This is a genomic window from Rhodoferax sp. LS1R11, from assembly GCF_056521395.1.
Map to the genome: position 1 here is coordinate 317660 of NZ_JBWMAW010000003.1, position 25869 is coordinate 343528.

The 25869-nt window shown below is 57.6% G+C and carries 24 protein-coding genes and 1 pseudogene; 7 read left to right on the forward strand and 18 right to left on the reverse strand.

Translation table 11 applies throughout. The annotated features are described in order from the left end of the window. Nucleotide 1: 1 nt before the first annotated feature. From trpA to AC097N_RS06290, 16 genes are all read right to left on the reverse strand, one after another. Nucleotides 2–823, reverse strand: coding sequence for a tryptophan synthase subunit alpha (gene trpA / locus AC097N_RS06215; protein ID WP_479580020.1), 822 nt, complete (start codon nt 821–823; stop codon nt 2–4). Then, the gene (trpB, locus tag AC097N_RS06220) at nt 820–2127 is read right to left on the reverse strand and encodes a tryptophan synthase subunit beta (protein WP_479580021.1); all 1308 of its coding nucleotides are present in this window, start codon (nt 2125–2127) and stop codon (nt 820–822) included. Before trpB ends, trpA begins: the two co-directional genes overlap by 4 nt. Beyond that, nucleotides 2105–2839 carry a phosphoribosylanthranilate isomerase gene (locus AC097N_RS06225; protein WP_479580022.1) on the reverse strand — a complete coding sequence of 245 codons (735 nt, stop codon included), beginning with the start codon at nt 2837–2839 and terminating at the stop codon, nt 2105–2107. Before AC097N_RS06225 ends, trpB begins: the two co-directional genes overlap by 23 nt. Continuing rightward, a complete protein-coding gene (gene truA, locus AC097N_RS06230; protein ID WP_479580023.1) occupies nt 2839–3621 on the reverse strand; it encodes a tRNA pseudouridine(38-40) synthase TruA in 783 nt (260 codons plus the stop codon). The genes AC097N_RS06225 and truA overlap by 1 nt, the downstream gene beginning before the upstream one ends. A gap of 21 nt (nt 3622–3642) precedes the next feature. Continuing rightward, nucleotides 3643–6219 carry a motility hub landmark protein FimV gene (locus tag AC097N_RS06235; RefSeq protein WP_479580024.1) on the reverse strand — a complete coding sequence of 859 codons (2577 nt, stop codon included), beginning with the start codon at nt 6217–6219 and terminating at the stop codon, nt 3643–3645. A gap of 246 nt (nt 6220–6465) precedes the next feature. After that, entirely contained in the window at nt 6466–7596 is a 1131-nt protein-coding gene (asd, locus tag AC097N_RS06240; RefSeq protein ID WP_479580099.1) for an aspartate-semialdehyde dehydrogenase, read from the reverse strand. A 49-nt stretch (nt 7597–7645) separates the two neighbouring features. Next, on the reverse strand, nt 7646–8713 hold the full coding sequence (leuB, locus tag AC097N_RS06245) for a 3-isopropylmalate dehydrogenase (RefSeq protein WP_479580025.1): 1068 nt from the start codon (nt 8711–8713) through the stop codon (nt 7646–7648). Between the two features lie 33 nt (nt 8714–8746). Beyond that, nucleotides 8747–9397, reverse strand: a complete 651-nt coding sequence (leuD, locus tag AC097N_RS06250) for a 3-isopropylmalate dehydratase small subunit (RefSeq protein ID WP_479580026.1) — start codon at nt 9395–9397, stop codon at nt 8747–8749. 24 nt (nt 9398–9421) lie between these two features. Further along, entirely contained in the window at nt 9422–10894 is a 1473-nt protein-coding gene (gene leuC / locus AC097N_RS06255) for a 3-isopropylmalate dehydratase large subunit (RefSeq protein ID WP_479580027.1), read from the reverse strand. A gap of 114 nt (nt 10895–11008) precedes the next feature. Further along, entirely contained in the window at nt 11009–12319 is a 1311-nt protein-coding gene (gene gltA, locus AC097N_RS06260) for a citrate synthase (protein WP_479580028.1), read from the reverse strand. Nucleotides 12320–12329: 10 nt separating this feature from the next. Continuing rightward, nucleotides 12330–12614, reverse strand: coding sequence for an FAD assembly factor SdhE (locus AC097N_RS06265; protein WP_479580029.1), 285 nt, complete (start codon nt 12612–12614; stop codon nt 12330–12332). Nucleotides 12615–12634: 20 nt separating this feature from the next. Beyond that, complete coding sequence (locus tag AC097N_RS06270; RefSeq protein WP_479580030.1) at nt 12635–13339, reverse strand: succinate dehydrogenase iron-sulfur subunit; 705 nt, start codon at nt 13337–13339, stop codon at nt 12635–12637. A gap of 32 nt (nt 13340–13371) precedes the next feature. Next, nucleotides 13372–15168 (reverse strand): succinate dehydrogenase flavoprotein subunit, encoded by a 1797-nt coding sequence (gene sdhA, locus AC097N_RS06275; protein WP_479580031.1) that lies wholly within the window; start codon nt 15166–15168, stop codon nt 13372–13374. Nucleotides 15169–15247: 79 nt separating this feature from the next. Beyond that, nucleotides 15248–15613, reverse strand: a complete 366-nt coding sequence (sdhD, locus tag AC097N_RS06280) for a succinate dehydrogenase, hydrophobic membrane anchor protein (RefSeq protein ID WP_479580032.1) — start codon at nt 15611–15613, stop codon at nt 15248–15250. 16 nt (nt 15614–15629) lie between these two features. Continuing rightward, a complete protein-coding gene (sdhC, locus tag AC097N_RS06285) occupies nt 15630–16076 on the reverse strand; it encodes a succinate dehydrogenase, cytochrome b556 subunit (protein ID WP_479580033.1) in 447 nt (148 codons plus the stop codon). A gap of 322 nt (nt 16077–16398) precedes the next feature. Beyond that, a complete protein-coding gene (locus tag AC097N_RS06290; protein WP_479580034.1) occupies nt 16399–17202 on the reverse strand; it encodes a GntR family transcriptional regulator in 804 nt (267 codons plus the stop codon). Nucleotides 17203–17382: 180 nt separating this feature from the next. On the opposite strand from AC097N_RS06290, the gene AC097N_RS06295 reads away from it, so the two are divergent. The 7 genes and pseudogenes from AC097N_RS06295 to AC097N_RS06325 all read left to right on the forward strand — a co-directional run bounded on the left by AC097N_RS06295 (nt 17383) and on the right by AC097N_RS06325 (nt 24759). Further along, nucleotides 17383–18369 carry a malate dehydrogenase gene (locus tag AC097N_RS06295; protein ID WP_479580035.1) on the forward strand — a complete coding sequence of 329 codons (987 nt, stop codon included), beginning with the start codon at nt 17383–17385 and terminating at the stop codon, nt 18367–18369. An 81-nt stretch (nt 18370–18450) separates the two neighbouring features. Further along, nucleotides 18451–19503 carry an HpcH/HpaI aldolase/citrate lyase family protein gene (locus tag AC097N_RS06300; RefSeq protein WP_479580100.1) on the forward strand — a complete coding sequence of 351 codons (1053 nt, stop codon included), beginning with the start codon at nt 18451–18453 and terminating at the stop codon, nt 19501–19503. Between the two features lie 35 nt (nt 19504–19538). Further along, nucleotides 19539–20072, forward strand: coding sequence for a hypothetical protein (locus AC097N_RS06305; protein ID WP_479580036.1), 534 nt, complete (start codon nt 19539–19541; stop codon nt 20070–20072). Nucleotides 20073–20136: 64 nt separating this feature from the next. Further along, on the forward strand, nt 20137–22734 hold the full coding sequence (locus AC097N_RS06310) for a bifunctional aconitate hydratase 2/2-methylisocitrate dehydratase (protein WP_479580037.1): 2598 nt from the start codon (nt 20137–20139) through the stop codon (nt 22732–22734). A gap of 90 nt (nt 22735–22824) precedes the next feature. After that, a pseudogene (locus AC097N_RS06315) lies at nt 22825–22932 on the forward strand (DMT family protein); the annotation flags it as partial. Nucleotides 22933–23080: 148 nt separating this feature from the next. Beyond that, nucleotides 23081–23728, forward strand: coding sequence for a DUF47 domain-containing protein (locus AC097N_RS06320; protein WP_479580038.1), 648 nt, complete (start codon nt 23081–23083; stop codon nt 23726–23728). 20 nt (nt 23729–23748) lie between these two features. Continuing rightward, a complete protein-coding gene (locus AC097N_RS06325; protein WP_479580039.1) occupies nt 23749–24759 on the forward strand; it encodes an inorganic phosphate transporter in 1011 nt (336 codons plus the stop codon). A 53-nt stretch (nt 24760–24812) separates the two neighbouring features. Here the strand turns inward: AC097N_RS06325 and AC097N_RS06330 are convergent, their stop codons facing one another. Together AC097N_RS06330 and AC097N_RS06335 are read right to left on the reverse strand one after the other, a co-directional pair. Further along, complete coding sequence (locus AC097N_RS06330) at nt 24813–25259, reverse strand: TM2 domain-containing protein (protein WP_479580040.1); 447 nt, start codon at nt 25257–25259, stop codon at nt 24813–24815. Between the two features lie 9 nt (nt 25260–25268). Next, complete coding sequence (locus tag AC097N_RS06335; protein ID WP_479580041.1) at nt 25269–25793, reverse strand: N-acetyltransferase family protein; 525 nt, start codon at nt 25791–25793, stop codon at nt 25269–25271. Nucleotides 25794–25869 lie beyond the last annotated feature (76 nt).

The following is a 25869-nucleotide window of genomic DNA, read 5'->3' on the forward strand; positions in this document are numbered from 1 at the left end:
ATTATGAATCCAGTGCCGTGCGGATTTCGCGCAGAAAATTCTGGGCCACCGGGGCAACTTGTTCTCGGGGTTGTTCATCAATCAGCTGAATGATCTTGCTGCCAATCACCACTGCATCGGCCACCTGGCCAATAACACGCGCTGTGGCCGCGTCACGGATGCCGAAGCCGACGCCCACCGGCACACTCACATGCTGGTGAATGCGCGGCAGCATGGCTTGCACCGCGCCGGTGTCCAGTGCCCCCGAGCCAGTGACGCCCTTGAGCGAGACGTAATACACATAGCCACTGGCCACCCGGGCCACTTGCTGCATGCGTTCGTCGGTGCTGGTTGGGGCCAGCAAAAAGATCAGGTCCAGGCCATGGCTTCTGAGTTCGGCGGCAAAGTCCTCGCACTCTTCGGGTGGGTAGTCGACGATCAGCACGCCGTCCACGCCAGCGGCTGCGGCATCCACCACAAAGGCGCTTTTGCCGTCGTGACGGTCATGTTTCTGGTTGTAGCGTTCCACCGGGTTGGCATAACCCATCAGCACCACGGGTGTGCTTGAGTTTTGTGCCCGAAATGCACGCACCATGTCCAGCACCTGGACCGTACCAATGCCCTGGGCAAGCGCTTTGTCACCGGCCTTCTGAATAACGGGGCCGTCCGCACTGGGGTCCGAGAAGGGGACGCCCAGTTCGATCACATCGGCGCCGCCTGCCACCATGGCGTGCATCAATTCAGGTGTGACATCTGCGAAGGGGAAACCCGCGGTCACATAAGGAATGAGGGCCTTGCGACCTTGTGACTTCAGGTTGGCGAAAGTGCTTTCGATGCGGCTCATTTCACGACCTTTATGATGTGCGGTGTTGTGTTCAAGGCGGCGGTTTCGCCCCCTTTGACGGACTGCCCCTTGCAACTGGGGCGGCAGTAAAAATCGGCGTTGCTCAGGTCCGCCACCGTGCCAATGTCCTTGTCGCCGCGGCCTGACAGGTTCACCAAAATAGACTGGTCCGGGCGCATGGTTTTGGCCAGCTTCATGGCATGGGCCACGGCATGGCTTGATTCGAGCGCCGGAATGATGCCTTCGGTGCGGCACAAGTAGTGGAAGGCTTCCAGTGCCTCCTTGTCGGTGATGCCCACGTATTCGGCACGGCCAATGTCTTTGAGGAAGGCATGCTCGGGGCCTACGCCCGGGTAGTCCAGTCCGGCGCTGATGCTGTGTGTCTCGGTGACCTGACCGTTGTCGTCCTGCAGCACATAAGTGCGATTGCCGTGCAACACACCCGGACTGCCCAGTTGCAAGGACGCGGAGTGGCGGTGGGTGTCCATGCCTTCACCCGCCGCTTCCACGCCAATCAGACGCGTGTTCTCATGCTGGATGTAGGGGTGGAAGATGCCCATGGCGTTGCTGCCGCCACCGACACAGGCCACAACCGCGTCAGGTTGTGAGGTTTTACAGCCTTGCCGCGCGAGCATCTCGGGCATTTGAACGAGGCATTCGGTTCCGATCACGCTCTGGAAGTCACGCACCATCATGGGGTAGGGGTGCGGACCGGCCACGGTGCCGATGATGTAGAACGTGTTGTCAACGTTGGCGACCCAGTCGCGCATGGCTTCGTTCAATGCGTCTTTGAGCGTTTTGCTGCCGCTCTCGACGGGCACGACCGTGGCACCGAGCAGCTTCATGCGGTAGACGTTGGGGCTTTGGCGCTTGACGTCTTCGCTGCCCATGTACACCACACATTCCAGGCCGTAGCGGGCGCAGATGGTGGCGGTGGCGACACCGTGCTGGCCCGCTCCGGTTTCGGCAATCACGCGGGGTTTGCCCATGCGTTTGGCCAACATGGCCTGGCCAATGGTGTTGTTGATCTTGTGCGCGCCGGTGTGGTTCAAATCCTCGCGTTTGAGGAAAATCTGTGCACCGCCCTGTTCACGGCTCATGCGGTCGGCATGGTAAATGGGAGACGGTCGGCCAACGAAGTGCGCCAGTTCGTAGTTGAATTCAGCGACAAAGGCTGGATCAAACTGGTACTTGGCGTAAGCATCCTTGAGTTCGTTGATGGCGTGCGTCAGTGTTTCGGAGACAAAGCTGCCGCCATAAATGCCGAAATGACCACGGGCGTCAGGTTGTTGATACTGGAACATGTTTGTTGATCTCTACAAGTTGCCTGTCTGCGGCTCGAACAGCGGCGACAAACTGATTGATTTTTTCGGGGTCCTTGATGCCTTTGTTGCCTGGTCCGGACATCTCCACCCCCGAGCTCACATCAACGGCCAGTGATTGACACCGTGGCCGTACCTGCAAGATGCCGTCGGCCACGTTTGCAGCATTCAGCCCACCACTCAAGACGAGGTGAGCGTTGACGTTTTGAGGCAGAAGTGACCAATTGAATGTTTGCCCACCGCCACCATACCCGTCGACGTGGGCGTCGAGCAGGATGGCCTGGGCTTGTGAATAATCTTGGGCATATTTTACGAGATCGAACTGTCCACCCGCATTTCCCAGCGGAATGCGCGCGGCCCGCAGGTAAGGCCTGGCGCCCTGGTGCGTGGCTGCCAGGCACTCCACGGGACTTTCATCACCATGAAACTGAACGCTAGCCCCCTGAATATGAGCGCAGGCAGCTATGATATTCGTAGCACTGTCATTGACAAACAACAAGACCGGTGTCACAAAGGGCGGCAGTCGGCGTGCCAATTCGGCAGCCCGCTGAGGCGAGACGTAGCGCGGGCTTTGGGCATACAGCACAAAACCAATAGCGTCCGCACCAGCGGCCACGGCGGCGTCGACGTCGGACTCCCGCGTCAGGCCGCAAATCTTGATCCGGGTTCGTTGGGCAAAATGGGTTTCAGACATCATGGCAGTCCATCAAAAGCGGGTGTGCGGTCGGGCAGGCCCCAGTGGGCGGCATAGCGGGGTCCAAGAAAATACAGTCCATCGGGCGAAAAAGTAGGCGCTGCGGCATCACGGTCACGTTCCAGCATCACCTCCCGCACCCAATCCGGCGGCTTTTTGCCTTGACCCACGACGATCAGGCAGCCCATGATGTTGCGAATCATGTGGTGCAAAAAAGCGCTGGCTTCAAACTCAAACCGCCAATAGGCACCACGGCGGCTGACTTCGATGCGCTCCAGTGTCTTGACGGGTGACAAGGCCTGACAAGCCGAAGCCCGAAATGAGGTGAAGTCATGTTCACCAATCAGATGCGACGCAGCTTGCAGCATCAAATCCAGATCCAGGGGGCGGTATACCCAGCCAACACGGCCATCGTCCACACTGGGTCTCACGGCCGACTCAACCAATATATAGGCATACCGGCGAGACAGTGCGCTGGCCCGGCAATGAAACGCATCGGGCACCGCATGTGCCCATTCCACGGCAATATCCCGTGGTAAAAAAGCATTGGTACCCCGTACCCATGATGATGCGGCACGTTCAAGCGGGGTATCAAAATGGACCACTTGCATCAAGCCATGAACGCCTGCATCGGTACGCCCGGCGCACAAGGTGGACACCCGGTGCAGCGTGAATTTACCCAATGCCGCTTCGAGTTTGTCCTGAACAGTCAGGCCGGAAAGCTGGCTTTGCCAGCCCTGGTAGGCTTGTCCGTTGTAACTGATGCCAAGTGCCAACCTCACGGCGAATTCAGGACGTCGACGTCATAGCTTGCTCAGGGCTCGTTGTGCCTTGGCTTTCATCTCGCCGGAGGCCTCCGAGATCACCTCTTCGATCAAGGCGCGCGCGCCGTCGTCGTCACCAATGGCACTGAATTCTTCGGCCAGGGCCAGCTTGGTCGCCAGTGGATCTTCTATCAAACCGGGCTCGGTCACGCGGTCGGTTTCCGGTTTGTCTTCGAGTTCCAGCGACAGGTCGCCAAGGTCGAATTCCAACATGCCCAAATCGGTCGTGGGAGCCTCGTCTGGTTCCAGGCCGGGCAACGGTGCTGGCGCCGTGGCGCCAAAGCTGTTAGCCGCCTGCACCTTGAATTCTTCGAGGTCGCCCGATATCGCAGGCAGGTCGTCCATGTCCAAATCGAGATCGGGCAGCGACGGTGCGACTTCTTCGGTTTTGGTTTCTGCTTGCAGGGTGCCAAACGGTCCTATCTCTTGGGTCGGCATCTCGAATTCCAGGCTGTTTGCTGGCGGCGTGGCCTGCTCGTAACTGGTCGTCGTCTCGCTGATTGAAGTGGCGGGCACGTCGTCAAGAGAGAAATCCAGATCCAGATCGAGATCAATCGATCCTGCAAGCTGCGGTTCGGTGGCTTGAATGACCGTGGGCGTGCCAGAGACGTCTGCCTGGCTTGTGAAGTCAAGCGCGGCCGGTTGTGACGGCGTTTCACCGCTGTTGCCGGGCTGTCCACCGGGTTGGTATAAGGTGTTGTCGGGGTCGATGCTCAGGCCGAGTTCACAGACACGTTCCCAGTCGGAGCCTTCACCGCTGGTAAATTTGAATACTTCAGCCGCCGTACTCTCAAAGGCTTTGGCATCCCGGCGCTTGGCAAAAATCTCAAGCAGTTTTTGATGGATGGCCAAACGTCCTGGGCTGGTGCGCAATGCGGCTTTGAGAATTTCCTCGGCCTGCAGGTCGCGACCATAAGCCAAATAGACATCGGCCTCTGCGACCGGGTCAACGTCATCGACCGCATCAAGCTGGCTCGGTGTGTAGGCCAGGGAAGAACTGCTGGTAGAACCGTCGCTGGTATCAACACTTTGCCCTCCACTGGCACCAAAAAAAGACTCAGGTTGCAGCCGACTTTCAAGAAAGGAGCTGTCAACTTGTGAATTTTCCTTTTTGCGTTGGCGGTACCGGTATATCCCAAACCCCGCCAGCAGTGCAATCAATCCTGCCGCACCAGCAGGCACCAAAGGGTCTTCGATCAGGCCGTCGATCAAGCTGGGTTCAGCTTGCGGAGCGACAACAGGTGCGACGCGCTTCGGCGCCGATGCCACCGATGCAGCGGCTACCGCGGGCGACTCGATGGGGGCAGGCGCGGCTGCACTGGCAGGCTGTGCCGGTGCAGCATCAGCAATCACCGGGACCATCGTTGCAGGAGCCGAGGCGGCGGCAATAACCGTTACAGCGGCCTTGGGCAGGCTGGCGGCTACCGCGCTGGAAGCGGCTCCGAGCTTGCTCAGGTCGCTGATGTTCTTGGCTATTTCGGCGGCACGTGCTGTCGACTCTTTGGCGCTGCGGTCCTGGGCAAGCTGGTCCTCGGCCGTTTTGCCTTGGGTCGTGCCTTTGGACAGGGTTAGTTTGTCGGGCGCGGCCGTAGCGGGTTTTTTGTCTTCAACCTTAGTCTGCAGGGATCCGCTGGCTTGTCGGTCTGCCGCGGCTACAGGCGTGCTGGGTGCGTTGCTCGCGAGTTTGCGGCGGAAGTCATTGAAGTCTTTGCTTTGGGCCACGATGATCTGGCTGGCTTCGCCAGCCGGCGTTGCCCCGGCTTGGTCAGTCGACGGCACATTCAATATGGCCCCGGCCTTGACGCGATTGACATTGCCATTCAGGAAGGCGTCGGGATTGGCGCGCAACAAAGCCACCAGCATCTGGTCGAGCGAAATATTGCCGGGCTTGGTGGCTGCTGCGATTTTGCTGGCCGTATCCCCTGATCTCACGGTAACTTGCCCTGACGTCGGGTCTGGAACCTTCACCGCTGCAGGTGTTGCAGGCGGTGGCGGCGCGGGTTTCCTTCTTTCAGGGGGTGATGTGGTCGCGGGGACTGATGGTTGTGCCGCAACCGACCTCGGTGCAGCAGGGCTGGCCGTTGGGGCTTGTGATGGCACTTGTGCCTGCGTTGGTGCTGCAGGTGCCGCCTGTTTCAGACTGGGCGGGTCAAACAGCATGGTGTAGTCGCGAACAATGCGACCCGATGCCCAACTGGCCTCCAGAATCATGTCCACAAACGGGTCATTGATGGCCCGGTCGCTGCTCAATCTTATATAGGCGCGGCCGTCAGCGCGCCTTTGCAGTGTTGCCTGCAGCCCCGACATGGCCGGGTTGTAATCGAGCCCGGCCGCCCGGAAGGATTCCGGAGAACCGACTGTCGCCTTCAAGGAGGCCGCTTCGTCACTGTTGATGTCCGGCACATCGATTTCCGCGCGCAAAGGCTCACCCAGAGCAGACAGTACCGTGAGGCGACCAAGCGACAGCGCCGCCGCGTTCGACCCCCATAGGCCGAGCAGGGTCGCTGCAGCGACTGCCAATGCGGTTTTTTGCCAGCGATGTGACTTAGCAATCAATTTGTGGACTCCGGTGTTCGGGCGGCTGGAAAAATATGTCTCATTATGCGCACATGTGCCTCGGTGCTTGAAACTTGAAAAAGTACCTTAACATCAATGCCTTAGGCTGACAAGCTGACAAAGCTTTTAACTTTGTCAGCTTGGCTGGGCATCATTTGGGCACAATTCTATGTTGCCACGCGACAACGGCCCGTCATGCTTGTGAAACAAGGCATGACGGGCCGTGGCAAAAGGCTCAGAAACGAATCAGGATGCGATCAGAATGCGCAGCATGCGTCGCAGGGGTTCAGCAGCACCCCACAGAAGTTGGTCGCCGATGGTGAACGCACCAACATAGTCTGACCCCATCGCCAACTTGCGAATACGACCCACCGGGATGGACATCGTGCCGGTGACTGCCACAGGGGTGAGATCACGAATCGTTGCTTCACGGTTGTTGGGGACGACTTTGACCCATTCATTGTCAGCAGCGATCATGGCTTCAATATCGGCCAGGGGCACGTCTTTGTTGAGTTTGAAGGTCAACGCCTGGCTGTGGCAACGCATGGCGCCCACGCGCACACAAAAACCGTCGACGGGAATTGCAGGAGAGCCAAAACCCTCACCCTGGCCGAGAATCTTGTTGGTCTCGGCCATGCCTTTCCACTCTTCCTTGCTCATCCCATTGCCCAGGTCTTTGTCAATCCAGGGAATCAGAGAGCCGCCCAATGGCACGCCAAAGTTGGCGGTTTCGGCCGCGGTCAGGGCGCGTTGTTTGGCGATGACCTTGCGGTCGATTTCCAGTATGGCACTTTTGGGATCGTCCAGCATGGACTTCACTTCCGCGTTCAGCGTGCCGTATTGCGTCAGTAGTTCGCGCATGTGCTGTGCGCCGCCACCGGACGCAGCCTGGTAGGTTTGGGTGCTCATCCACTCCACGAGCCCGGCCTTGTACAAGGCGCCAACACCCATCAACATGCAACTCACCGTACAGTTGCCGCCTACCCAGTTGTTGCCGCCTTTGGCCAGGGCATCCTTGATGACGGAAAGATTGACCGGGTCCAGAACAATCACGGCATTCTCTTCCATGCGCAGAGTCGAGGCGGCATCAATCCAGTGACCATTCCAGCCGGCGGCGCGCAGTTTCGGGAACACTTCACTCGTGTAGTCACCCCCTTGCGCGCTGATGATGATGTCGCATTTTTTTAGCGCATTGATGTCAAAAGCATCTTTCAGCGTAGTTTCGTTTTTGGCCTGGACGGGCGCTTTACCTCCCGCATTGGATGTGGAGAAAAAAACCGGTTCGATCAAGTCAAAATCGCCCTCGGTCTGCATGCGGTCCATCAAGACCGAACCCACCATGCCGCGCCAGCCTACCAAACCTACCAGATTGCCGATTTTCATTGTGATGTCCTCTTGGATTTTGAAATACTGTTTCAGATGGCGCTTACAAGGCCTTGACCACTGCAGCGCCCATTTCCATGGTGGTGACGCGGGTGGTACCTTCGCTATAAATATCTGCTGTACGCAGGCCTTGTGCCAGCACTGATTTCACCGCTGCCTCAATGCGCTGGGCGGCTGCTTCCTGGTTCAGGCTGAAGCGCAGCATCATGGCTGCACTCAGAATGGTTGCCAGGGGGTTGGCGATGCCTTTGCCCGCAATATCAGGCGCGCTGCCGTGGCTGGGTTCGTACAGGCCTTGGTTGCTGGCGTTTAAGGAGGCCGAGGGCAGCATGCCGATAGAGCCGGTGAGCATGGCAGCCTCGTCGCTCAGAATGTCGCCGAACATATTGCCGGTCACGACCACGTCGAACTTTTTGGGCGCGCGCACCAGTTGCATGGCTGCGTTGTCCACGTACATGTGGTCGAGCTCAACATCCGGGTATTCCTTGCCGACCTCGGTGACCACGTCCTTCCAGAATTGGAAGGTTTCCAGCACGTTGGCCTTGTCGACGCTGGTCACACGCTTGCTGCGTTTGCGGGCGGCCTGGAACGCCACGTGGGCAATACGCTCGATTTCGGGACGCGAGTAGCGCATGGTGTCGAACGCTTCCTCGGCACCAGGGAAATGACCGTCGGTGGCAATACGCCGGCCACGGGGTTGGCCAAAGTAGATGTCACCTGTCAGTTCGCGAATGATCAGGATATCGAGACCGGCGATTAGCTCGGGTTTCAGGCTGGAGGCGTCAACCAGCTGCTCGTAGCAGATGGCCGGACGGAAATTGGCAAACAAACCGAGGTTCTTGCGCAGGCCCAGAATCGCCTGTTCGGGGCGAAGCGGACGGTCGAGCTTGTCGTATTTCCAGTCGCCCACGGCACCAAACAGAATGGCATCCGCTTCCTTGGCCAGTTTGAGGGTGGCTTCAGGCAGGGGATGCCCGTACGCCTCATAAGCCGCACCACCTACCAGCGCCGTTTCCATCTCGAACTTCAGGTCGAGGGAGTTCAAGACTTGGACGGCTTGTGCCACGATTTCGGTACCAATGCCATCGCCTGGCAAAACTGCAATTTTCATGATGAGGTTGTTCGCTATTAAATTTGTAGCTATCTACGCAATCAGGGTGCGGGCTAGCCATGGTTTTTGTGCCAAACGCTCGGCTTCAAAGGCTTTGATCTTGTCGGCTTGGCGCAAGGTCAACCCAATGTCATCAAATCCGTTGAGCAAACAGTATTTGCGAAATGCCTGCACTTCGAATGGCAGCTCTTCGCCGCCCGGTTTGATGACCAGTTGTCGTTCAAGGTCGATCGTCAGCGCGTAACCGGGGAAGGCTGCGGCTTCATCAAACAGTTGGCTAACCTGAGCTTCACTCAGCACAATCGGGAGCAAACCGTTTTTGAAGCTGTTGTTGAAGAAAATATCAGCGTAACTGGGGGCAATGATCGCTCGAAAACCGTATTGGTCGAGCGCCCACGGTGCATGTTCACGCGAGGAACCACAACCGAAGTTTTTACGGGCCAGGAGAATGGATGCGCCCTCATACCGGGCCTGGTTCAGCACAAAGTCCGGATTGGGTTTGCGACTGGTGGGGTCTTGACCCGGAAACCCCGCGTCCAGATACCGCCACTCGTCGAACAGGTTTTGACCAAATCCAGTCTTGCGAATGGACTTGAGGAACTGTTTGGGAATGATCGCGTCGGTGTCGACGTTTTCCCGGTCCATAGGGGCTACCAAGCCTTTGAGCAATGTAAATTTTTGCATGATGATCTTGTCGTAAGGGCCAACTCAGACGAATTTTCGGACGTCGACAAAGTGGCCGTGGATGGCCGCCGCCGCCGCCATGGCGGGGCTCACCAAGTGGGTGCGCCCACCGGCACCCTGGCGACCTTCAAAATTGCGGTTGCTAGTGGAGGCACAGCGTTCACCAGGTTCCAGTCGGTCGGCGTTCATGGCCAGGCACATGGAACACCCAGGTTCGCGCCATTCAAAGCCGGCGGCGATGAAGATCTCGTGCAGGCCTTCGCGCTCTGCCTGCTCTTTGACCAAGCCTGAGCCTGGCACGACCATGGCCAGCTTGATGTTTTTCGCGACTTTTTGACCGAGCTTCTTGACCAACGCAGCTGCTTCACGCATGTCTTCAATGCGGCTGTTGGTACAGGAACCGATGAACACCTTGTCCACATAAAGGTCGTCCAGTGCCTTGCCGGGCTCCAGGCCCATGTAGACCAGCGCCCGCTCAATGGCGCCACGCTTGTTGGCATCTTTTTCCTTGTCGGGGTCAGGCACGCGGCTGTCAATGCCCAGTACCATCTCGGGCGATGTGCCCCAGGTCACTTGCGGAATGATCTGGCTGGCATCCAGTTCCACCACCGTGTCAAACTTGGCATTGGCGTCCGAATGAAGTGTTTTCCAGTACGCAACGGCCTGATCCCATTCGACGGCTGCCGCGGATTCATTGGCAGCGCTGTGCCCGGGCGCCAACGGACGACCTTTGACGTAGTCAATGGTTTTTTCGTCCACGGCGACCAAGCCAGCGCGGGCGCCTGCTTCGATCGCCATGTTGCACACGGTCATGCGACCTTCCATGCTCAGCGCACGAATGGCTGAACCACCGAACTCGATGGTGTAACCCGTGCCGCCTGCTGTGCCGATTCTTCCGATGATGGCCAGGACGATGTCTTTGCCACTGCACCCGCGCGGGAGCGTGCCATCCACCCGTACCAGCATGTTTTTGGCTTTTTTGGCCAGCAGGGTTTGCGTGGCCATCACGTGTTCGACTTCACTGGTGCCAATGCCATGCGCCAAGGCGCCAAAAGCACCGTGGGTGGATGTGTGGGAGTCGCCGCATACCACGGTCATGCCGGGCAGGGTGGCACCATTCTCAGGTCCGATGACGTGGACAATGCCCTGGCGCTTGGAAAGGAACGGGAAGTAGGCTGCCGACCCAAATTCCTGCATGTTCGTGTCCAGCGTCATGATCTGTTCTTTGCTGGTTGGGTCGGTGATCCCGTCATAGCCACGCTCCCAGCCTGTCGTGGGTGTGTTGTGGTCTGCCGTGGCAACAATCGAACTGACACGCCAAACCTTGCGGCCCGCCTGACGCAAGCCCTCAAATGCCTGGGGGCTGGTTACTTCATGAACCAGATGGCGGTCGATGTAAAGGATGGCCGTGCCGTCCTCCTCGGTATGAACAACGTGCTCGTCCCAGAGTTTGTCGTACAGCGTACGACCGTGCGTCTCGATGTTGGTGCTGACCATAAATTTTTCCTTGGCAATCCCCGATTTTATGCGGCGTGGTGAACGCCGCGCCGTCCAGACAAGAAAAAGCCCGCCGGTGTTGCCATCCGGCGGGCTTTTCGAATGGACTTGCTATTAACGCTGGTTAATAGGCAGTACGTCGCGACGCACAGACCCAGTGAACAGCTGGCGTGGGCGTCCAATTTTGTATTCGGGGTCGCCAATCATCTCGTTCAGTTGAGCAATCCAGCCCACGGTACGTGCCAACGCGAAGACCGCGGTGAACAAACCGACCGGTATGCCGATGGCGCGCTGCACGATGCCGGAGTAGAAGTCCACGTTGGGGTAGAGCTTGCGGGACACGAAGTATTCGTCTTCCAGGGCAATTTTTTCCAGCGCCATGGCCAACTTGAACAGGGGATCGTTTTCCAGGCCTAGCGAAGCCAAAACTTCTTTGCAGGTTTCCTGCATGAGCTTGGCACGCGGATCGTAGTTCTTGTACACACGGTGACCAAAGCCCATGAGCTTGACGCCGGAGTTTTTGTCCTTGACCTGCTCCATGAACTGGCCCACCTTGGAGATGCCACCCATTTTCTGGATGTCTTCAAGCATGTTCAGGCAGGCTTCGTTGGCACCACCGTGCGCGGGACCCCACAGGCAGGCAACGCCAGCTGCGATGGCTGCAAACGGATTGGTGCCGGAGCTGCCGCACAGTCGAACGGTTGATGTGGACGCGTTTTGTTCGTGGTCAGCATGCAACACGAAGATGCGGTCGAGGGCGCGTTCGATCACGGGGTTGACCACATACTCCTCGCAAGGTGTGGCGAACATCATGTGCAGGAAGTTGCCTGCGTAGCTCAGGTTGTTCTTGGGGTACATGTAAGGCTGGCCAGCGCTGTACTTGTAAGCCATGGCAACCAGGGTTGGCATCTTGGCAATCAGGCGGATGGCCGAGATCTCACGGTGCTCCGGATTGTTGATGTCGGTGCTGTCATGGTAGAAGGCGGACAAGGCACCCACCAAGCCGGTCATGATGGCCATGGGATGTGCATCGCGACGGAAACCACGCAGGAAAAACTGCATCTGCTCATTGACCATGGTGTGGTTGGTCACGCGTTTGGTAAAGGCTGATTTGGCCGCCACGTCAGGCAGATTGCCGTACAGCAGCAAGTGGCAGGTTTCCATGAAGTCGCAGCTGGTGGCCAACTGCTCAATGGGATAACCACGGTACAGCAACTCGCCTTTGTCGCCATCGATGTAGGTGATGGCGGACTGGCACGACGCGGTGGACAAAAAGCCCGGATCATAGGTAAACATGCCCGTTTGTGCGTACAGCTTGCGGATGTCAATGACGTCCGGGCCGACACTGCCGTTGTAAACGGGCAAATCGACACTGGGGCTGCCGTTACTGAACGACAGGGTGGCTTTGTTGTCAGCTAACTTCATTTTCGACCTTTCAACGGGTTTCTCTCAACATACTTAATACTTCGGAGACATCGTCTCGAACAAGAGCGGGGTCAACTTGAGCAAGCGATTTGCGTGCCAGATGCAGATCCAGCAGATCGTTGTCACTCAAATCCATTAAAACGCCCATACCTTGCGCCTGCTTGACGGTCAATGTGGCACCGAAGCGTTTGAAGAAGCGTTCGATAAAAATATCGTTCTCCAGCAAACCGCGGCGACAACGCCATATCAGTTTGCTGAGGGCTCTTTCATCGATTAACTCTTCAGAAGGGTTCATGGCAAAGCATTTCTCGCCGGTTAAACCGTGCGCAGAACCATCATTTCCTTGATCTTGCCGATGGCCTTGGTCGGGTTGAGTCCCTTGGGGCAAACGTCGACGCAATTCATGATGGTGTGGCAGCGGAACAGGCGGTAAGGGTCTTCCAGGTTGTCCAGGCGCTCGCCAGTGGCTTCGTCGCGGCTGTCGGCGATGAAACGGTAGGCCTGAAGCAAACCTGCGGGACCGACAAACTTGTCGGGGTTCCACCAGAAGCTGGGGCAAGACGTGGAGCAACTGGCGCACAAGATGCATTCGTAAAGACCATTGAGCTCATCACGCTCTTCCGGGCTTTGCAGTCGCTCTTTTTCAGGCGGTACGTTGTCGTTGATCAAATAGGGCTTGATCGAGTTGTACTGTTTGAAGAACTGTGTCATGTCGACGATCAGGTCGCGCACGACCGGCAGGCCGGGCAGGGGCTTCAGGACAATGGTGCCCGGCAGTGTCAGCATGTTGGTCAGGCAGGCCAGGCCGTTCTTGCCGTTGATGTTCATGGCGTCAGAGCCGCACACACCTTCGCGGCACGAACGCCGAAATGTGATCGTGGGGTCCTGTGCCTTGAGCTTCATCAGCGCATCCAGCAGCATGCGTTCGCTGCCATCAAGTTCTACCTCGATGGTTTGCATGTAGGGCTTGGCGTCGGTATCCGGGTCGTAGCGGTAAATCTGGAATGTACGTTTGGACATGGTGTGTTCTCGCTGATCTTTGGGGCTTGGTCTTAGAAGCTGCGCACGGTGAGTGGTATGGAGTCGACCGTCAGTGGCTTCATTTGCACGGGCTTGTAGGTCAGCGAGTTGTTCGCGCTGTGCCACAGGGTGTGCTTGTGCCAATCGGTATCGTTGCGACCATTGGGATGGGCTGCGCTGTCGCCATAGTCGTTGACAGAATGAGCGCCACGACTTTCACGGCGAGCCGCTGCAGATACGATGGTGGCTTGTGCCGCCTCAATCAGGTTTTCAACTTCAAGCGCTTCAATGCGCGCGGTGTTGAAAATTTTTGATTTGTCCTTGAGTCCGATGGTAGCCACTCGTTCACGCAGGGCTGCGACCTTGACGACGCCTTCGTCCATGCTGGCCTGGGTGCGGAACACGCCGGCGTGTTGTTGCATGGTGGAGCGAATGTCATCGGCCACATCTTGCGCGTATTCGCCCCCAGTGGCGTTGTCCAGGCGGGCGATGCGGGCGAGTGTGGCGTCAGCCGCATTGGCTGGCAGCTCTTTGTGGGTCTTGTTGGCTTTGTTAAATTCAACAATGTGGTTGCCCGCAGCGCGGCCAAATACCAACAAGTCCAACAAGGAGTTGGTGCCCAGGCGGTTGGCGCCGTGCACGCTGACGCAGGAGCATTCGCCGACAGCATACAAGCCATTGACAACTTCGCTCTTGTTGTCTGCGTTTTGTGTCACGACCTGGCCGTGGATGTTGGTTGGAATGCCGCCCATCTGGTAGTGGATGGTGGGGACCACGGGGATCGACTCTTTGGTGATGTCGACGTTGGCAAAGTTATGGCCAATTTCGAACACCGACGGCAGGCGCTTCATGATGGTCTCGGCACCCAGGTGGGTCATGTCGAGGTTGATGTAGTCCTTGTTGGGACCACAGCCGCGGCCTTCCTTGATTTCCTGGTCCATACAGCGAGAGACATAGTCACGCGGGGCCAAGTCTTTGTAGGCCGGGGCGTAACGCTCCATGAAGCGCTCACCGTTGCTGTTGCGCAAAATGGCGCCTTCACCGCGGCAACCCTCTGTCAGCAACACGCCAGCACCGTGCACGCCGGTGGGGTGGAACTGCCAGAACTCCATATCTTCAAGAGGAATGCCAGCCCGCGCTGCCATGCCCAGTCCGTCGCCGGTATTGATGAAGGCGTTGGTCGAGGCGGCAAAAATGCGTCCGGCACCGCCCGTGGCCAGCAGGGTGGTCTTGGCTTCAAAAATATGCACGTCACCGGTTTCCATTTCCAGCGCGGTCACGCCGACGACATCACCCGCCTCGTCGCGGATCAGGTCCATGGCCAGCCACTCCACGAAAAAGCTCGTTTTTTCCTTGACGTTTTGCTGATACAGGGTGTGCAGCATGGCATGGCCGGTACGGTCAGCGGCAGCGCAAGCGCGTTGCACAGGTTTTTCGCCGTAGTTGGCGGTGTGGCCGCCAAACGGACGCTGGTAAATTGTGCCGTCCGGGTTGCGGTCAAAAGGCATGCCCATGTGCTCCAGGTCATACACGACCTTGGGGGCTTCGCGGCACATGAATTCAATGGCGTCCTGATCACCGAGCCAGTCAGAGCCCTTGACGGTGTCATAAAAGTGGTAGTGCCAGTTGTCCTCGGACATGTTGCCCAATGAGGCGCCAATGCCGCCTTGTGCGGCGACGGTGTGTGAACGTGTTGGGAACACTTTGGAGAGAACGGCAACGTTCAGGCCGGCGCGGGCCAATTGCAGCGAAGCGCGCATGCCGGAGCCGCCGGCACCAACGATGACGACGTCAAATTTGCGCTTGGGGAGTTTGGAAGTAGCGGTCATGATTTTTATTGAATCTCGGTAATCGTGGCTCAATGGGAGAGAGGCCGAAGCTGGCAGGAAAGCGTTTTGAAGAAACGTCTTAAACGCGCCAGAGGACTTGAATGCCCCAGCCAGCGCAGGCGATCAGCCAGACCATGGTGAATACTTGCAAGGCCAGACGCAGCCCGACGGGCTTGATGTAGTCCATCCAGATGTCGCGCATGCCAACCCACACGTGGTAGAGCAGGGCGATGATGACGGTGAACGTCAAGACCTTCATCCACTGGGCGGAGAAGATGCCTGCCCACTGGTCGTAGCCGATAGGGCCTTTACTGAAGATGACTTGAGCCAGCAACAGCACGGTGAAGAGGGCCATCAGGGCCGCCGTCACGCGTTGGGCTAGCCAGTCGCGCAAGCCGTAGTGAGCGCCGACAACGATACGTTTGGAACCGTAATTTACAGACATGATGTGCTCTTTCGAATTAGTAAAGGCCAAACAGCTTGGCGCCAAGGATCACGGTGAGGCCGACGCTCGATGCCAATGTGAAGGCCGCTGACGATTTCCCAAATTCCTTGCTTACCGCATCATGGTGTGTGTCCATCCAAAGATGGCGCAGGCCTGCGATGAAGTGGTGCAGGTAGGCCCAGATCAGCGCCAGTGCCACCAACTTCCAGATGAAGCCTGGCAAGCCCAACATGCCGACGTTGAACGCGGATGTGAATTTGGCGAACGAAATTTCGGAAGAGATTGAGGTGTCAAACATCCAGATGATGAAAGGCATCAACAGGAACATGATGGCGCCACTGACGCGGTGCAAAATGGACACAATGCCTGCGAGAGGCAAGCGGTAGCTGGGGAGGTCGGTGAAGGCGTTGATGTTGCGGAATTCGGGCCGCTTTTTCGCCGCGGTGGTCGCTGATTCAGACATGCTGTGCTTTCTAAGTTTTAAGTAACTGCGTGGTAACTTGCTAAAACTGGTTACCCTGAAATTCTATTGCAATGCAGCATCAATCCGGGCTTGGCCGGGAAAAGGCTGCGCGTTTTAGTCAAAAAAATGACATTTAATTTCCGTAGTGGTTCGATTGAAGTGTGTTGGCGGCCGTAGTCTGACGCGGGCATTACAGGCTTTCCAAATGGGCCTTGTTGTTACTTGTCCGTTCGCGACTCGGTACATTCGAAGGCGGAAGCATCGTCTTCAGGTTGGTCGCCGGAAATCAAGAGCAGATAGCCGGAGTGGCGCCAGATCATGATCAACTCAAGGTGTTGTGGTAGTGATGGGTGTCCGTTCGGTAGTAGCCGCGACGCAGTTCCATGGGCACATCCTTATAAGTGAAGGAGATCCGCTCCACGCTCAATAAGGGGGTTCCTTGCTCTACTTTTAATAGCAACTCCCGCCCGTCAGTTGCGGGTTCTGCGCGTATTTTTTCTTCAGCCCGAACCATGCGCATGTTGAATTCGGTCTCGAAGAGGGCGTACATGGGGCCGTGGTAGTTGGTCAGTCGTTCAGCGGTCAGGCCTTTGAACGGAGCCGCTGGTAACCAGATGTCTTCCAGAATTGTGGGGGTTCCTGCAAAACTCAGGACTCGGCGCGCCTGCAAGACCGCGTCGCCTGTGCGCAGGGCCAGCGCCCGGGCCACGTCTGCGCTGGCACGGGTGCGGCGGCACTCCACAATCTCGCGTTCGGCCGGCCCTTCGCTGCCGGGTGGTCCGTTGTCTGGGACCAGCTTCAGGAAACGAAACTGCACATGCTGCTCGGCGTGGGTGGCGACAAAAGTGCCTTTACCTTGTCGGCGGACCAGCAGGTTCTCGAGTGCGAGTTCATCGATCGCCTTGCGTACCGTGCCCTGGCTGACACGGAAGCGTGTGGCAAGGTCCATCTCGCTGGGGATGGCTTCGCCGGGTTTCCATTCGCCCAGGCGCAGGCTGTTCAGAATCAAGCTCTTGATTTGCTGGTAAAGCGGGCTGAACGCTGGGGTTGCAGGTGCGCCGGCAAGCGACGCGCCGGGCGTAGCCGAAGGTGTGTTGTCAGCAAAAGGGGTAGGTGTTTGGGACATGGATCGTCAGCCTCACGCAAGGGTTGAGGCGATGCCAATCATATCTCTTATATAAGACATAAGACAAGTTGACGGCTCAGGGTTTTCCAGAGTAAACTTGCGGCGCATTTATGTGGGGCTCAGGCGACCCGTTTGAGCAACCACCAGCACCCGTTTTACAACACTTCTGGAGTTCTCACCATGAGCAAAAAACCCGTCCGCGTTGCCGTCACTGGCGCAGCAGGTCAAATTGGTTACGCAATCCTGTTCCGCATCGCCTCCGGCGAAATGCTGGGCAAAGACCAGCCCGTGATCCTGCAATTGTTGGAGGTTCCCATGGAGAAGCCCCAGCAAGCGCTGCAGGGTGTGATGATGGAGTTGCAAGACTGTGCGTTCCCCTTGTTGGTCGGTATGGAAGCCCATGGCGACCCCATGACCGCGTTCAAGGATGTTGACTACGCCTTGCTGATTGGTTCACGTCCTCGCGGTCCTGGCATGGAGCGCGCCGAGTTGCTCGCGGTCAATGCTGAAATCTTCACGGCCCAGGGCAAGGCACTCAACGCTGTCGCCAGCCGCAATGTCAAGGTCCTGGTGGTCGGCAACCCTGCCAACACCAACGCCTACATCGCTATGAAGAGCGCGCCAGACCTGCCACGCAAGAACTTCACCGCCATGCTGCGCCTGGACCACAACCGCGCCTTGAGCCAGATCGCTGCCAAGACCGGCAAGGCTGTGGCCGATATCGAGAAATTGACCGTGTGGGGCAACCACTCGCCGACCATGTACGCTGACTACCGTTTTGCCACCATCAACGGTGCCAGCGTCAAGGACATGATCAACGACCAGGACTGGAATGCCAACACCTTCCTGCCCACCGTTGGCAAGCGTGGCGCGGCCATCATTGCAGCGCGCGGCGTGTCGTCGGCAGCGTCCGCAGCGAATGCCGCCATTGACCACATGCGCGATTGGGCCTTGGGCACCAATGGCAAGTGGGTCACGATGGGTATTCCATCCGATGGCCAGTACGGCATCCCCAAAGACACCATGTTCGGTTTCGCCGTGACCTGCGAAGGTGGCGAGTACACCGTGGTTCAGGACTTGCCGGTGGACGCGTTCAGCCAGGAATGCATCAACAAGACATTGAAAGAGCTCCAGGAAGAGCAAGCTGGCGTCGCTCACCTGCTGTAAGGCGTAGCGCGAATGAGAGCCGACGGGTCATCACTGGGTGCCAAACCCCTTGCGGGGGACGGCCCGGTGCCTGTGACCCTCATGGGGACACGTCGGCATCCGCGTGATGTGCTTCTCGGCGCCAAGGTCGCAGCACCCTTGCCGGTGTGTGACCACTACAGTGGCGTCGAGATGCGCATGCGCAAAAGCCTGGCTCTGCAGGCTGAAATGACACAAGAGTTTGGTGCCTGCGTTTTTGACGTGACACTCGACTGCGAGGACGGTGCGTCGGTGGGGAGTGAAAAAGACCAGGCAAATATGGTTGTAGCCCTCGCCAATCAAGCGCAAGCAGCTACTAAAAATATAGCATTCTCTCTGGCGCCACGCGTGGCGGTTCGGGTGCATCCGGTTGATCATCCTGCGTTTGAGCAAGACGTGGACATCATCGTGGGTGGTGCGGCAGCCGCTTTGTGTCACCTGATGATTCCCAAGGTGGAAACCGTGGCTGACGTCGAACAGGCCGTCAAACTGATCGACCAGGTTGCAGCCCGATCGGGCCGACAAGACGCTTTGCCCCTGCATGTCTTGATCGAATCCCCCGGTGCCGTTCACCGTGCTTTTGACATTGCAGCGCACCCGCGTGTCCAGTCCATCAGCTTTGGCTTGATGGACTTTGTGTCCAGTCACGGCGGGGCCATTCCTTCCAGCGCCATGGCCCTTCATTCAGGCGCGGCGACGGACTCCCTGGACCAGTTTTCCCATCCCTTGGTGGTGCGGGCCAAGCTTGAAATTGCATCGGCCTGCCATGCCCATGGCAAGGTGCCCGCCCATTGTGTGGTGACCGAGTTCAAGGACAGGGGCGCCGTGCTGGCTGCGGCCCAACGGGCTTCGCGGGCTTTGGGCTACACCCGCATGTGGAGCATTCACCCGGATCAGATCCGACCCATTTTGGAGGCGTTCGCGCCGCCGGCCCATGAGATTGAATTGGCTGCCCAAATTTTGGCGGCGGCGGGTGCTGCAGACTGGGCGCCCATCTCTTTTGGCGGAAAATTGCATGACCGGGCGAGCTACCGCTTCTTCTGGCAAATTCTGGAGCGGGCGAATCAGACGGGAAGAGCGATTCCTGATGAAGCGCTCAGCTATTTTTCGGCCTGACATCGGCCGTGTGCCATCAACTGAGATTGCTGATCATGAAAAAATTACTAGCTTCCCTCCTGCTGCTCGCCCTGCCGATCGCCGTACTGGCCAATGCGTCAGAAAAGGCGGGCAAAAAAACCAAGGTGGTGAGCCCCAGCAGGCTTGAAGCTAAAACCATGGCCACCCAAATGGCGTCGGGCATCATGGCCGCTGAAGCCGCCCTGACCCCCGCTGAGTTGGCCATTGCCGAGCGCGTGTACCAAGGAAAATTGCCTTGCGAGCTGGGCGCTTTTGTGACTCTGACGGCCGACGACAAGGCACCCGGTTATTTCAACGTGCAGATCAAGAACCTGAAGTTCCGCATGTTCCCGGTGGAAACCACCACGGGGGCCATTCGCCTGGAAGACCAGAAGGCGGGTGCCGTGTGGCTGCAGTTGGCCAACAAGTCCATGTTGATGAACCAGAAGCTGGGCCAGCGGCTGGCTGATGTCTGCATGAGCCCCGACCAGGTGGTCATGGCGGAGCACCTCATCAAGAACCCGCCGCCCAGCGTGCTGGATGCGCCAGCCGCCATTGCTATTAAATAAAGAGCTGCTTCCGCCCGTCCTGTAAGGGCTGGAGCCTTATTTCGTTTGTTAAAAGGAGTAAATCATGTTGCAAGCCTACCGTGCCCACGTCGCTGAACGCGCCGCCCTCGGCATTCCCCCGTTGCCTTTGTCTGCCAAGCAGACGGGTGAAGTCATCGAGTTGCTCAAGAACCCTCCCCAAGGTGAAGAAGCCACCCTGGTCGACCTCATCACGCACCGCGTGCCCGCCGGTGTGGATGACGCTGCCAAAGTAAAAGCCAGCTACCTGGCCGCCGTGGCGCATGGCACTGAAAAATGCGCCTTGATTTCCCGCCAAAAAGCCACTGAATTGCTGGGCACCATGCTCGGTGGCTACAACATCAGCCCGATGGTTGATTTGCTGGACGACGCCGCCGTTGCCCAGGAAGCCGCCAACGGCCTCAAGAAAACCCTGTTGATGTTTGACCAATTCCATGACGTCAAGGAAAAGGCTGACAAAGGCAATCTGCAAGCCAAGGCTGTGTTGCAAAGCTGGGCCGACGCCGAGTGGTTTACCTCGCGCCCTGAAGTGGCCCAAAGCATCAAGCTGACGGTGTTCAAAGTCGCGGGTGAGATCAACACCGATGACCTCTCCCCGGCGCCTGACGCCTTCAGTCGTCCCGACATTCCAATGCACGCGCTGGCCATGCACAAAAATGCGCGCCCTGGCATCGTTCCTGAAGAAGACGGCAAGCGTGGTCCGGTCAAATTCTTTGATGAACTCAAGGCCAAGGGCAATTTGGTCGCCTACGTGGGTGACGTGGTGGGCACGGGTTCATCTCGCAAGTCCGCCACCAACTCGGTGCTGTGGTTCACCGGTGAGGACATTCCTTTCGTGCCGAACAAGCGTTTTGGTGGTGTCTGTCTGGGCAGCAAGATTGCCCCGATTTTCTACAACACCATGGAAGACTCCGGTGCATTGCCCATCGAACTGGACGTGGACCAGATGAACATGGGCGACGTGGTGGAGCTGCGTCCTTATGACGGTCAGGCGCTCAAAGACGGCAAGGTCATTGCCGAGTTCAAGGTCAAGAGCGACGTGCTGTTTGACGAAGTGCGCGCCGGGGGCCGTATTCCGCTGATCATTGGCCGTGGTCTGACCGCCAAGGCGCGCGAGGCGCTGGGTTTACCCGTTAGCACCTTGTTCCGTTTGCCGCACAACCCGGCTGACACCCACAAAGGTTTCACACTGGCGCAAAAAATGGTGGGCCGTGCATGTGGCTTGCCAGAAGGCCAGGGTGTTCGCCCCAGTACGTATTGCGAGCCCAAGATGACCAGCGTGGGTTCGCAAGACACCACCGGCCCGATGACCCGCGACGAGCTGAAAGACCTGGCCTGCCTGGGCTTCAGCGCTGACCTGGTGATGCAATCGTTTTGCCACACCGCGGCCTACCCCAAGCCCGTGGACGTGAAAATGCACCACGAGTTGCCCGATTTCATGAGCACCCGTGGCGGTGTTCCATTGCGTCCGGGTGACGGCATCATCCACAGCTGGCTCAACCGCATGTTGTTGCCCGACACCGTGGGGACGGGCGGCGACAGCCACACCCGTTTCCCGATCGGTATCAGCTTCCCCGCCGGTTCCGGCCTGGTGGCTTTTGGTGCCGCGACCGGTGTGATGCCGCTGGACATGCCTGAGAGCGTGTTGGTGCGTTTCAAAGGCAAGATGCAGTCCGGTATCACCTTGCGTGACCTGGTCAATGCCATTCCGTTGTATGCCATCAAGGCCGGTCTGTTGACCGTGGCCAAGCAGGGTAAGAAGAACATCTTTTCAGGTCGTATTCTGGAGATTGAAGGCTTGCCAGACCTCAAGGTTGAGCAAGCGTTTGAGTTGAGCGACGCCTCCGCCGAGCGCAGCGCCGGTGGTTGCACCGTGCACTTGAACAAAGAGCCGATCATTGAGTACATCACCAGCAACATCACCATGTTGAAGTGGATGATTGCCGAGGGTTACTCTGATGTTCGTACCATCAAGCGCCGTATTGCCGCCATGGAAGCCTGGTTGGCCGATCCGCAGTTGCTCAAGGGCGATGCCGATGCCGAATACGCAGCGGTCATTGAGATCGACCTGGCCGACATCCATGAGCCTATCGTGGCCTGCCCGAACGATCCGGATGATGTGAAGACACTGGCTGAAGTGGCGGGCTCGAAGATTGATGAAGTTTTCATCGGTTCGTGCATGACCAACATCGGTCACTTCCGCGCGGCTTCCAAACTCTTGGAAAACAAGCGTGATATTCCCGTCAAACTGTGGATGGCTCCACCCACCAAAATGGATGCCAAACAACTGTCTGACGAAGGCCATTACGGTGTGCTGGGTTCTGCCGGTGCGCGCATGGAAATGCCGGGTTGCAGCTTGTGCATGGGTAACCAGGCGCAAGTGAAGGAGGGCGCGACTGTGTTCTCTACGTCTACACGTAACTTTCCCAACCGTCTGGGCAAGAACAGCAATGTGTACCTGGGCAGCGCCGAACTCGCCGCCATCTGCTCCAAACTGGGACGCATCCCTACCAAGGAAGAGTACATGGCCGACATGGTCGTTCTGACTGCAGCCAGCGACAAGGTGTACCAGTATCTGAACTTTGACAAGGTCCAGGACTACACCGATGCGGCCGCGACGGTGACGGACGGTGTTGCCGCCTGATTGGACTGACGGGTAGGCCGGCCTTCGGGTTGCGCCTTTTCCTGGCGCCCTGCAGCCCTGTGTTGCAGGGCGTTTTCATTTCCGGCGGGCTTCAGCGCCGGTCAGCTCAAGATCATGCAAGAGGTGATCACGCTCTCGGTTTTCGTTCCCTTCGCCGTCGGCTACATGAATGATCCACTGAAGCTTGACTACCTGTGAGCCGCCCTTTGCATGGTGGGTGCGGTGTACTTTATATTCCGCAGCGCCTGAATCGTCGGTTTTTTAGTCGTGGTAGAGGCGGTTAAACTTTGCGCAGTCACAAATTCGTCAAATACTTGACTTGTTCCCCCACCCGTAGGAGTCCGCCATGTTCTTTGGCAAGTTGTTGCCGCGCGAAGGCAATTTTTTTGAAATGTTCAACCAGCACGCCGAGCGTATTGTTGAAGCAGCCCACGCGTTTTCCAAACTCGTTGCCAATTACAGCGATGTGCAATTGCGGGAAAAATACAACCAGGACGTGGACAATGCCGAACGCGCCGCGGACCGCGTGACGCACGAGGTCAACAAAGCCATTCACAAGACCTTCATCACGCCCATTGACCGGGAGCAAATCCACGGCTTGATCAACACCATGGACGATGTGGCCGATCTGATTCAGGATTCGGCGGAGACCATGGCGCTGTACGACGTGCGCCACATGACAGAAGACATCGTCCGCCTCACGGACTTGAGTGTGAAGTGCTGTGAACGCTTGCGCGATGCGGTCAAGCTTCTGGACAAGATTGCCGATCCCAGCACGGCCGAGGCCGCTCTCAAGACCTGTGAGGAAATCGATCGGCTGGAGAGTGACGCTGACCGCGTGATGCGTGGCGCCATGAGCAAGTTGTTTCGCGAAGAGCCCGATGTGCGAGAAGTCATCAAGCTCAAGGCCATTTATGAGTTGCTCGAAACCATCACAGACAAGTGCGAGGACGTGGCCAACCTGATCGAGGGCATCATCCTCGAAAACTCCTGATTTTCGGGAGACTCTGAATAATGCAAAGCGTACAAACAGCCCTGTGGGTGGTGGTGTTGCTGGTGGTGCTCGCCATCCTGTTTGACTTCATGAACGGGTTTCATGATGCTGCGAATTCGATTGCGACGGTGGTGTCAACCGGCGTTTTAAAGCCCGGTCAGGCTGTGTTGTTTGCCGCCTTCTTTAACGTCGTAGCTATTTTCATCTTTCACTACAGTGTGGCTGCCACGGTGGGCAAAGGCATTGTGCAACCCGGGGTCGTTGACACCCATGTGGTGTTTGGTGCCTTGCTGGGTGCTATCACCTGGAATTTCATCACCTGGTACTACGGCATTCCGAGCAGTTCATCGCATGCCTTGATTGGCGGCATTGTGGGGGCGGTGATTGCCAAGGCTGGCGCGGGTGTCCTGATTTCGGCGGGTATCCTGAAAACGGTGGCCTTCATCTTCATTTCACCCTTGTTGGGTTTTTTGTTGGGCTCCATGATGATGGTGTTGGTAGCCTGGGTCTTTCGCCGCACCCGCCCACTGAAAGTTGACAAATGGTTTCGCCGTCTTCAACTGGTTTCCGCAGGCGCCTACAGCCTGGGGCATGGGGGCAATGATGCGCAAAAAACCATCGGCATCATCTGGATGCTGTTGATCGCGACCGGTTATGCCAGCGCTGCCGATGCGGCGCCCCCTCTGTGGGCGGTCATTAGTTGTTACGTGGCGATTGGTGCCGGTACGATGTTCGGCGGTTGGCGCATCGTCAGAACCATGGGCCAGAAAATCACCAAACTCAAGCCGGTTGGCGGTTTTTGTGCGGAGACTGGCGGCGCGATCACTTTGTTCACTGCCACCGCCTTGGGCGTGCCTGTCTCAACGACCCATACCATCACCGGGGCAATCGTGGGCGTGGGCTCGGTTCAGCGGGCCAGTGCTGTGCGTTGGGGGGTTGCTGGCAACATCATCTGGGCCTGGATATTTACCATTCCCGCCAGTGCCTTTGTGGCGGCCATCGCCTACTGGGTCAGCCTCCAGCTTTTCTGATGCTATAAAAAATAGAGCTGCCTGCGCCCATTCAGCAAGGGCTGCAGGCTTTTTTATTGTGAAATCTTGCGGGCTTCTTCAACTTGGTACTCAAAGTAGCGTTGAAAGCTGAACACAATGCTGCTCATCAGCACCGTGGTGCCAACCAGCAGAGCCAGTGCAATCGCGCCGATGGTGAACCAGTTGGTGCGGCCAGGCGTTGCATCGGGCGATGCGGATGGATTGAAACGCGCATTCCATTTTTCTGGCGTCATTAACCCGTAGACGATGGCCGTCAGAGCGCAACCCGCCATGGTGAAGCCCAGCAGGGGAATCAACAACCAGCTCCACTGGTCATCCAGACCATTCAGTTGGACCCGTTCGATGCCGTAAAGCCCGAGGGCCGTGGGCAGTGGCAACAGCCAGCCGAGGGTGTCACCCATGCCCCGCAAATAAAAACGGTGCAGCCCCAATGGCCCGCCGATGAAAGTCAGCCAAGCGGCAAATGTTTTGTTTTTCATGACTCCTGATTATGGTTGAGGGGCTGTGGTGTCACCCAAGCCCAGGGCTTTGTCCATCATGACCACATCGCGCCATTGATCAAATTTCCAGCCGCAAGATCTGAGCACGCCGACCAAGGTAAACCCTACGGATTCGTGAACGCCAATGGAGCCGGTGTTGGCAGAGTCGCCAATCACGGCAATCAGCTTCCTCACACCGGCTTTTTCTGCCTGCGCCATGAGTTCGGTCAGTAATGCACGTCCAAGCCCCTTGCCTTGGGCCCCAGGCGCCAGATAAATAGAGTCCTCGGCGGAGAATCGGTAGGCCGGGCGGGGTTTGAACCAGTTGCAATAGGCGAAGCCCAGAACTGTTTCGCCGTCCACGGCGACCAGGTACGGCAGTCCTTTGGACAGGACGTCGTCACGGCGGTTTGACATGTCACTTTGAGAGGGGGGGTCGATCTCGAAAGTGCCGGTGCCATGAAGCACATGATGCGCATAAATGGCTGTGATAGCGGGAATATCTTGGGGCAGGCTGGGGCGAATGATAGGCATAAATATAGGAAACGTTATAATAGAAGGCTATCCAGTGTGTCGCTGGCCGGGTGGCCATGTCGCGTGTCTCAAACGC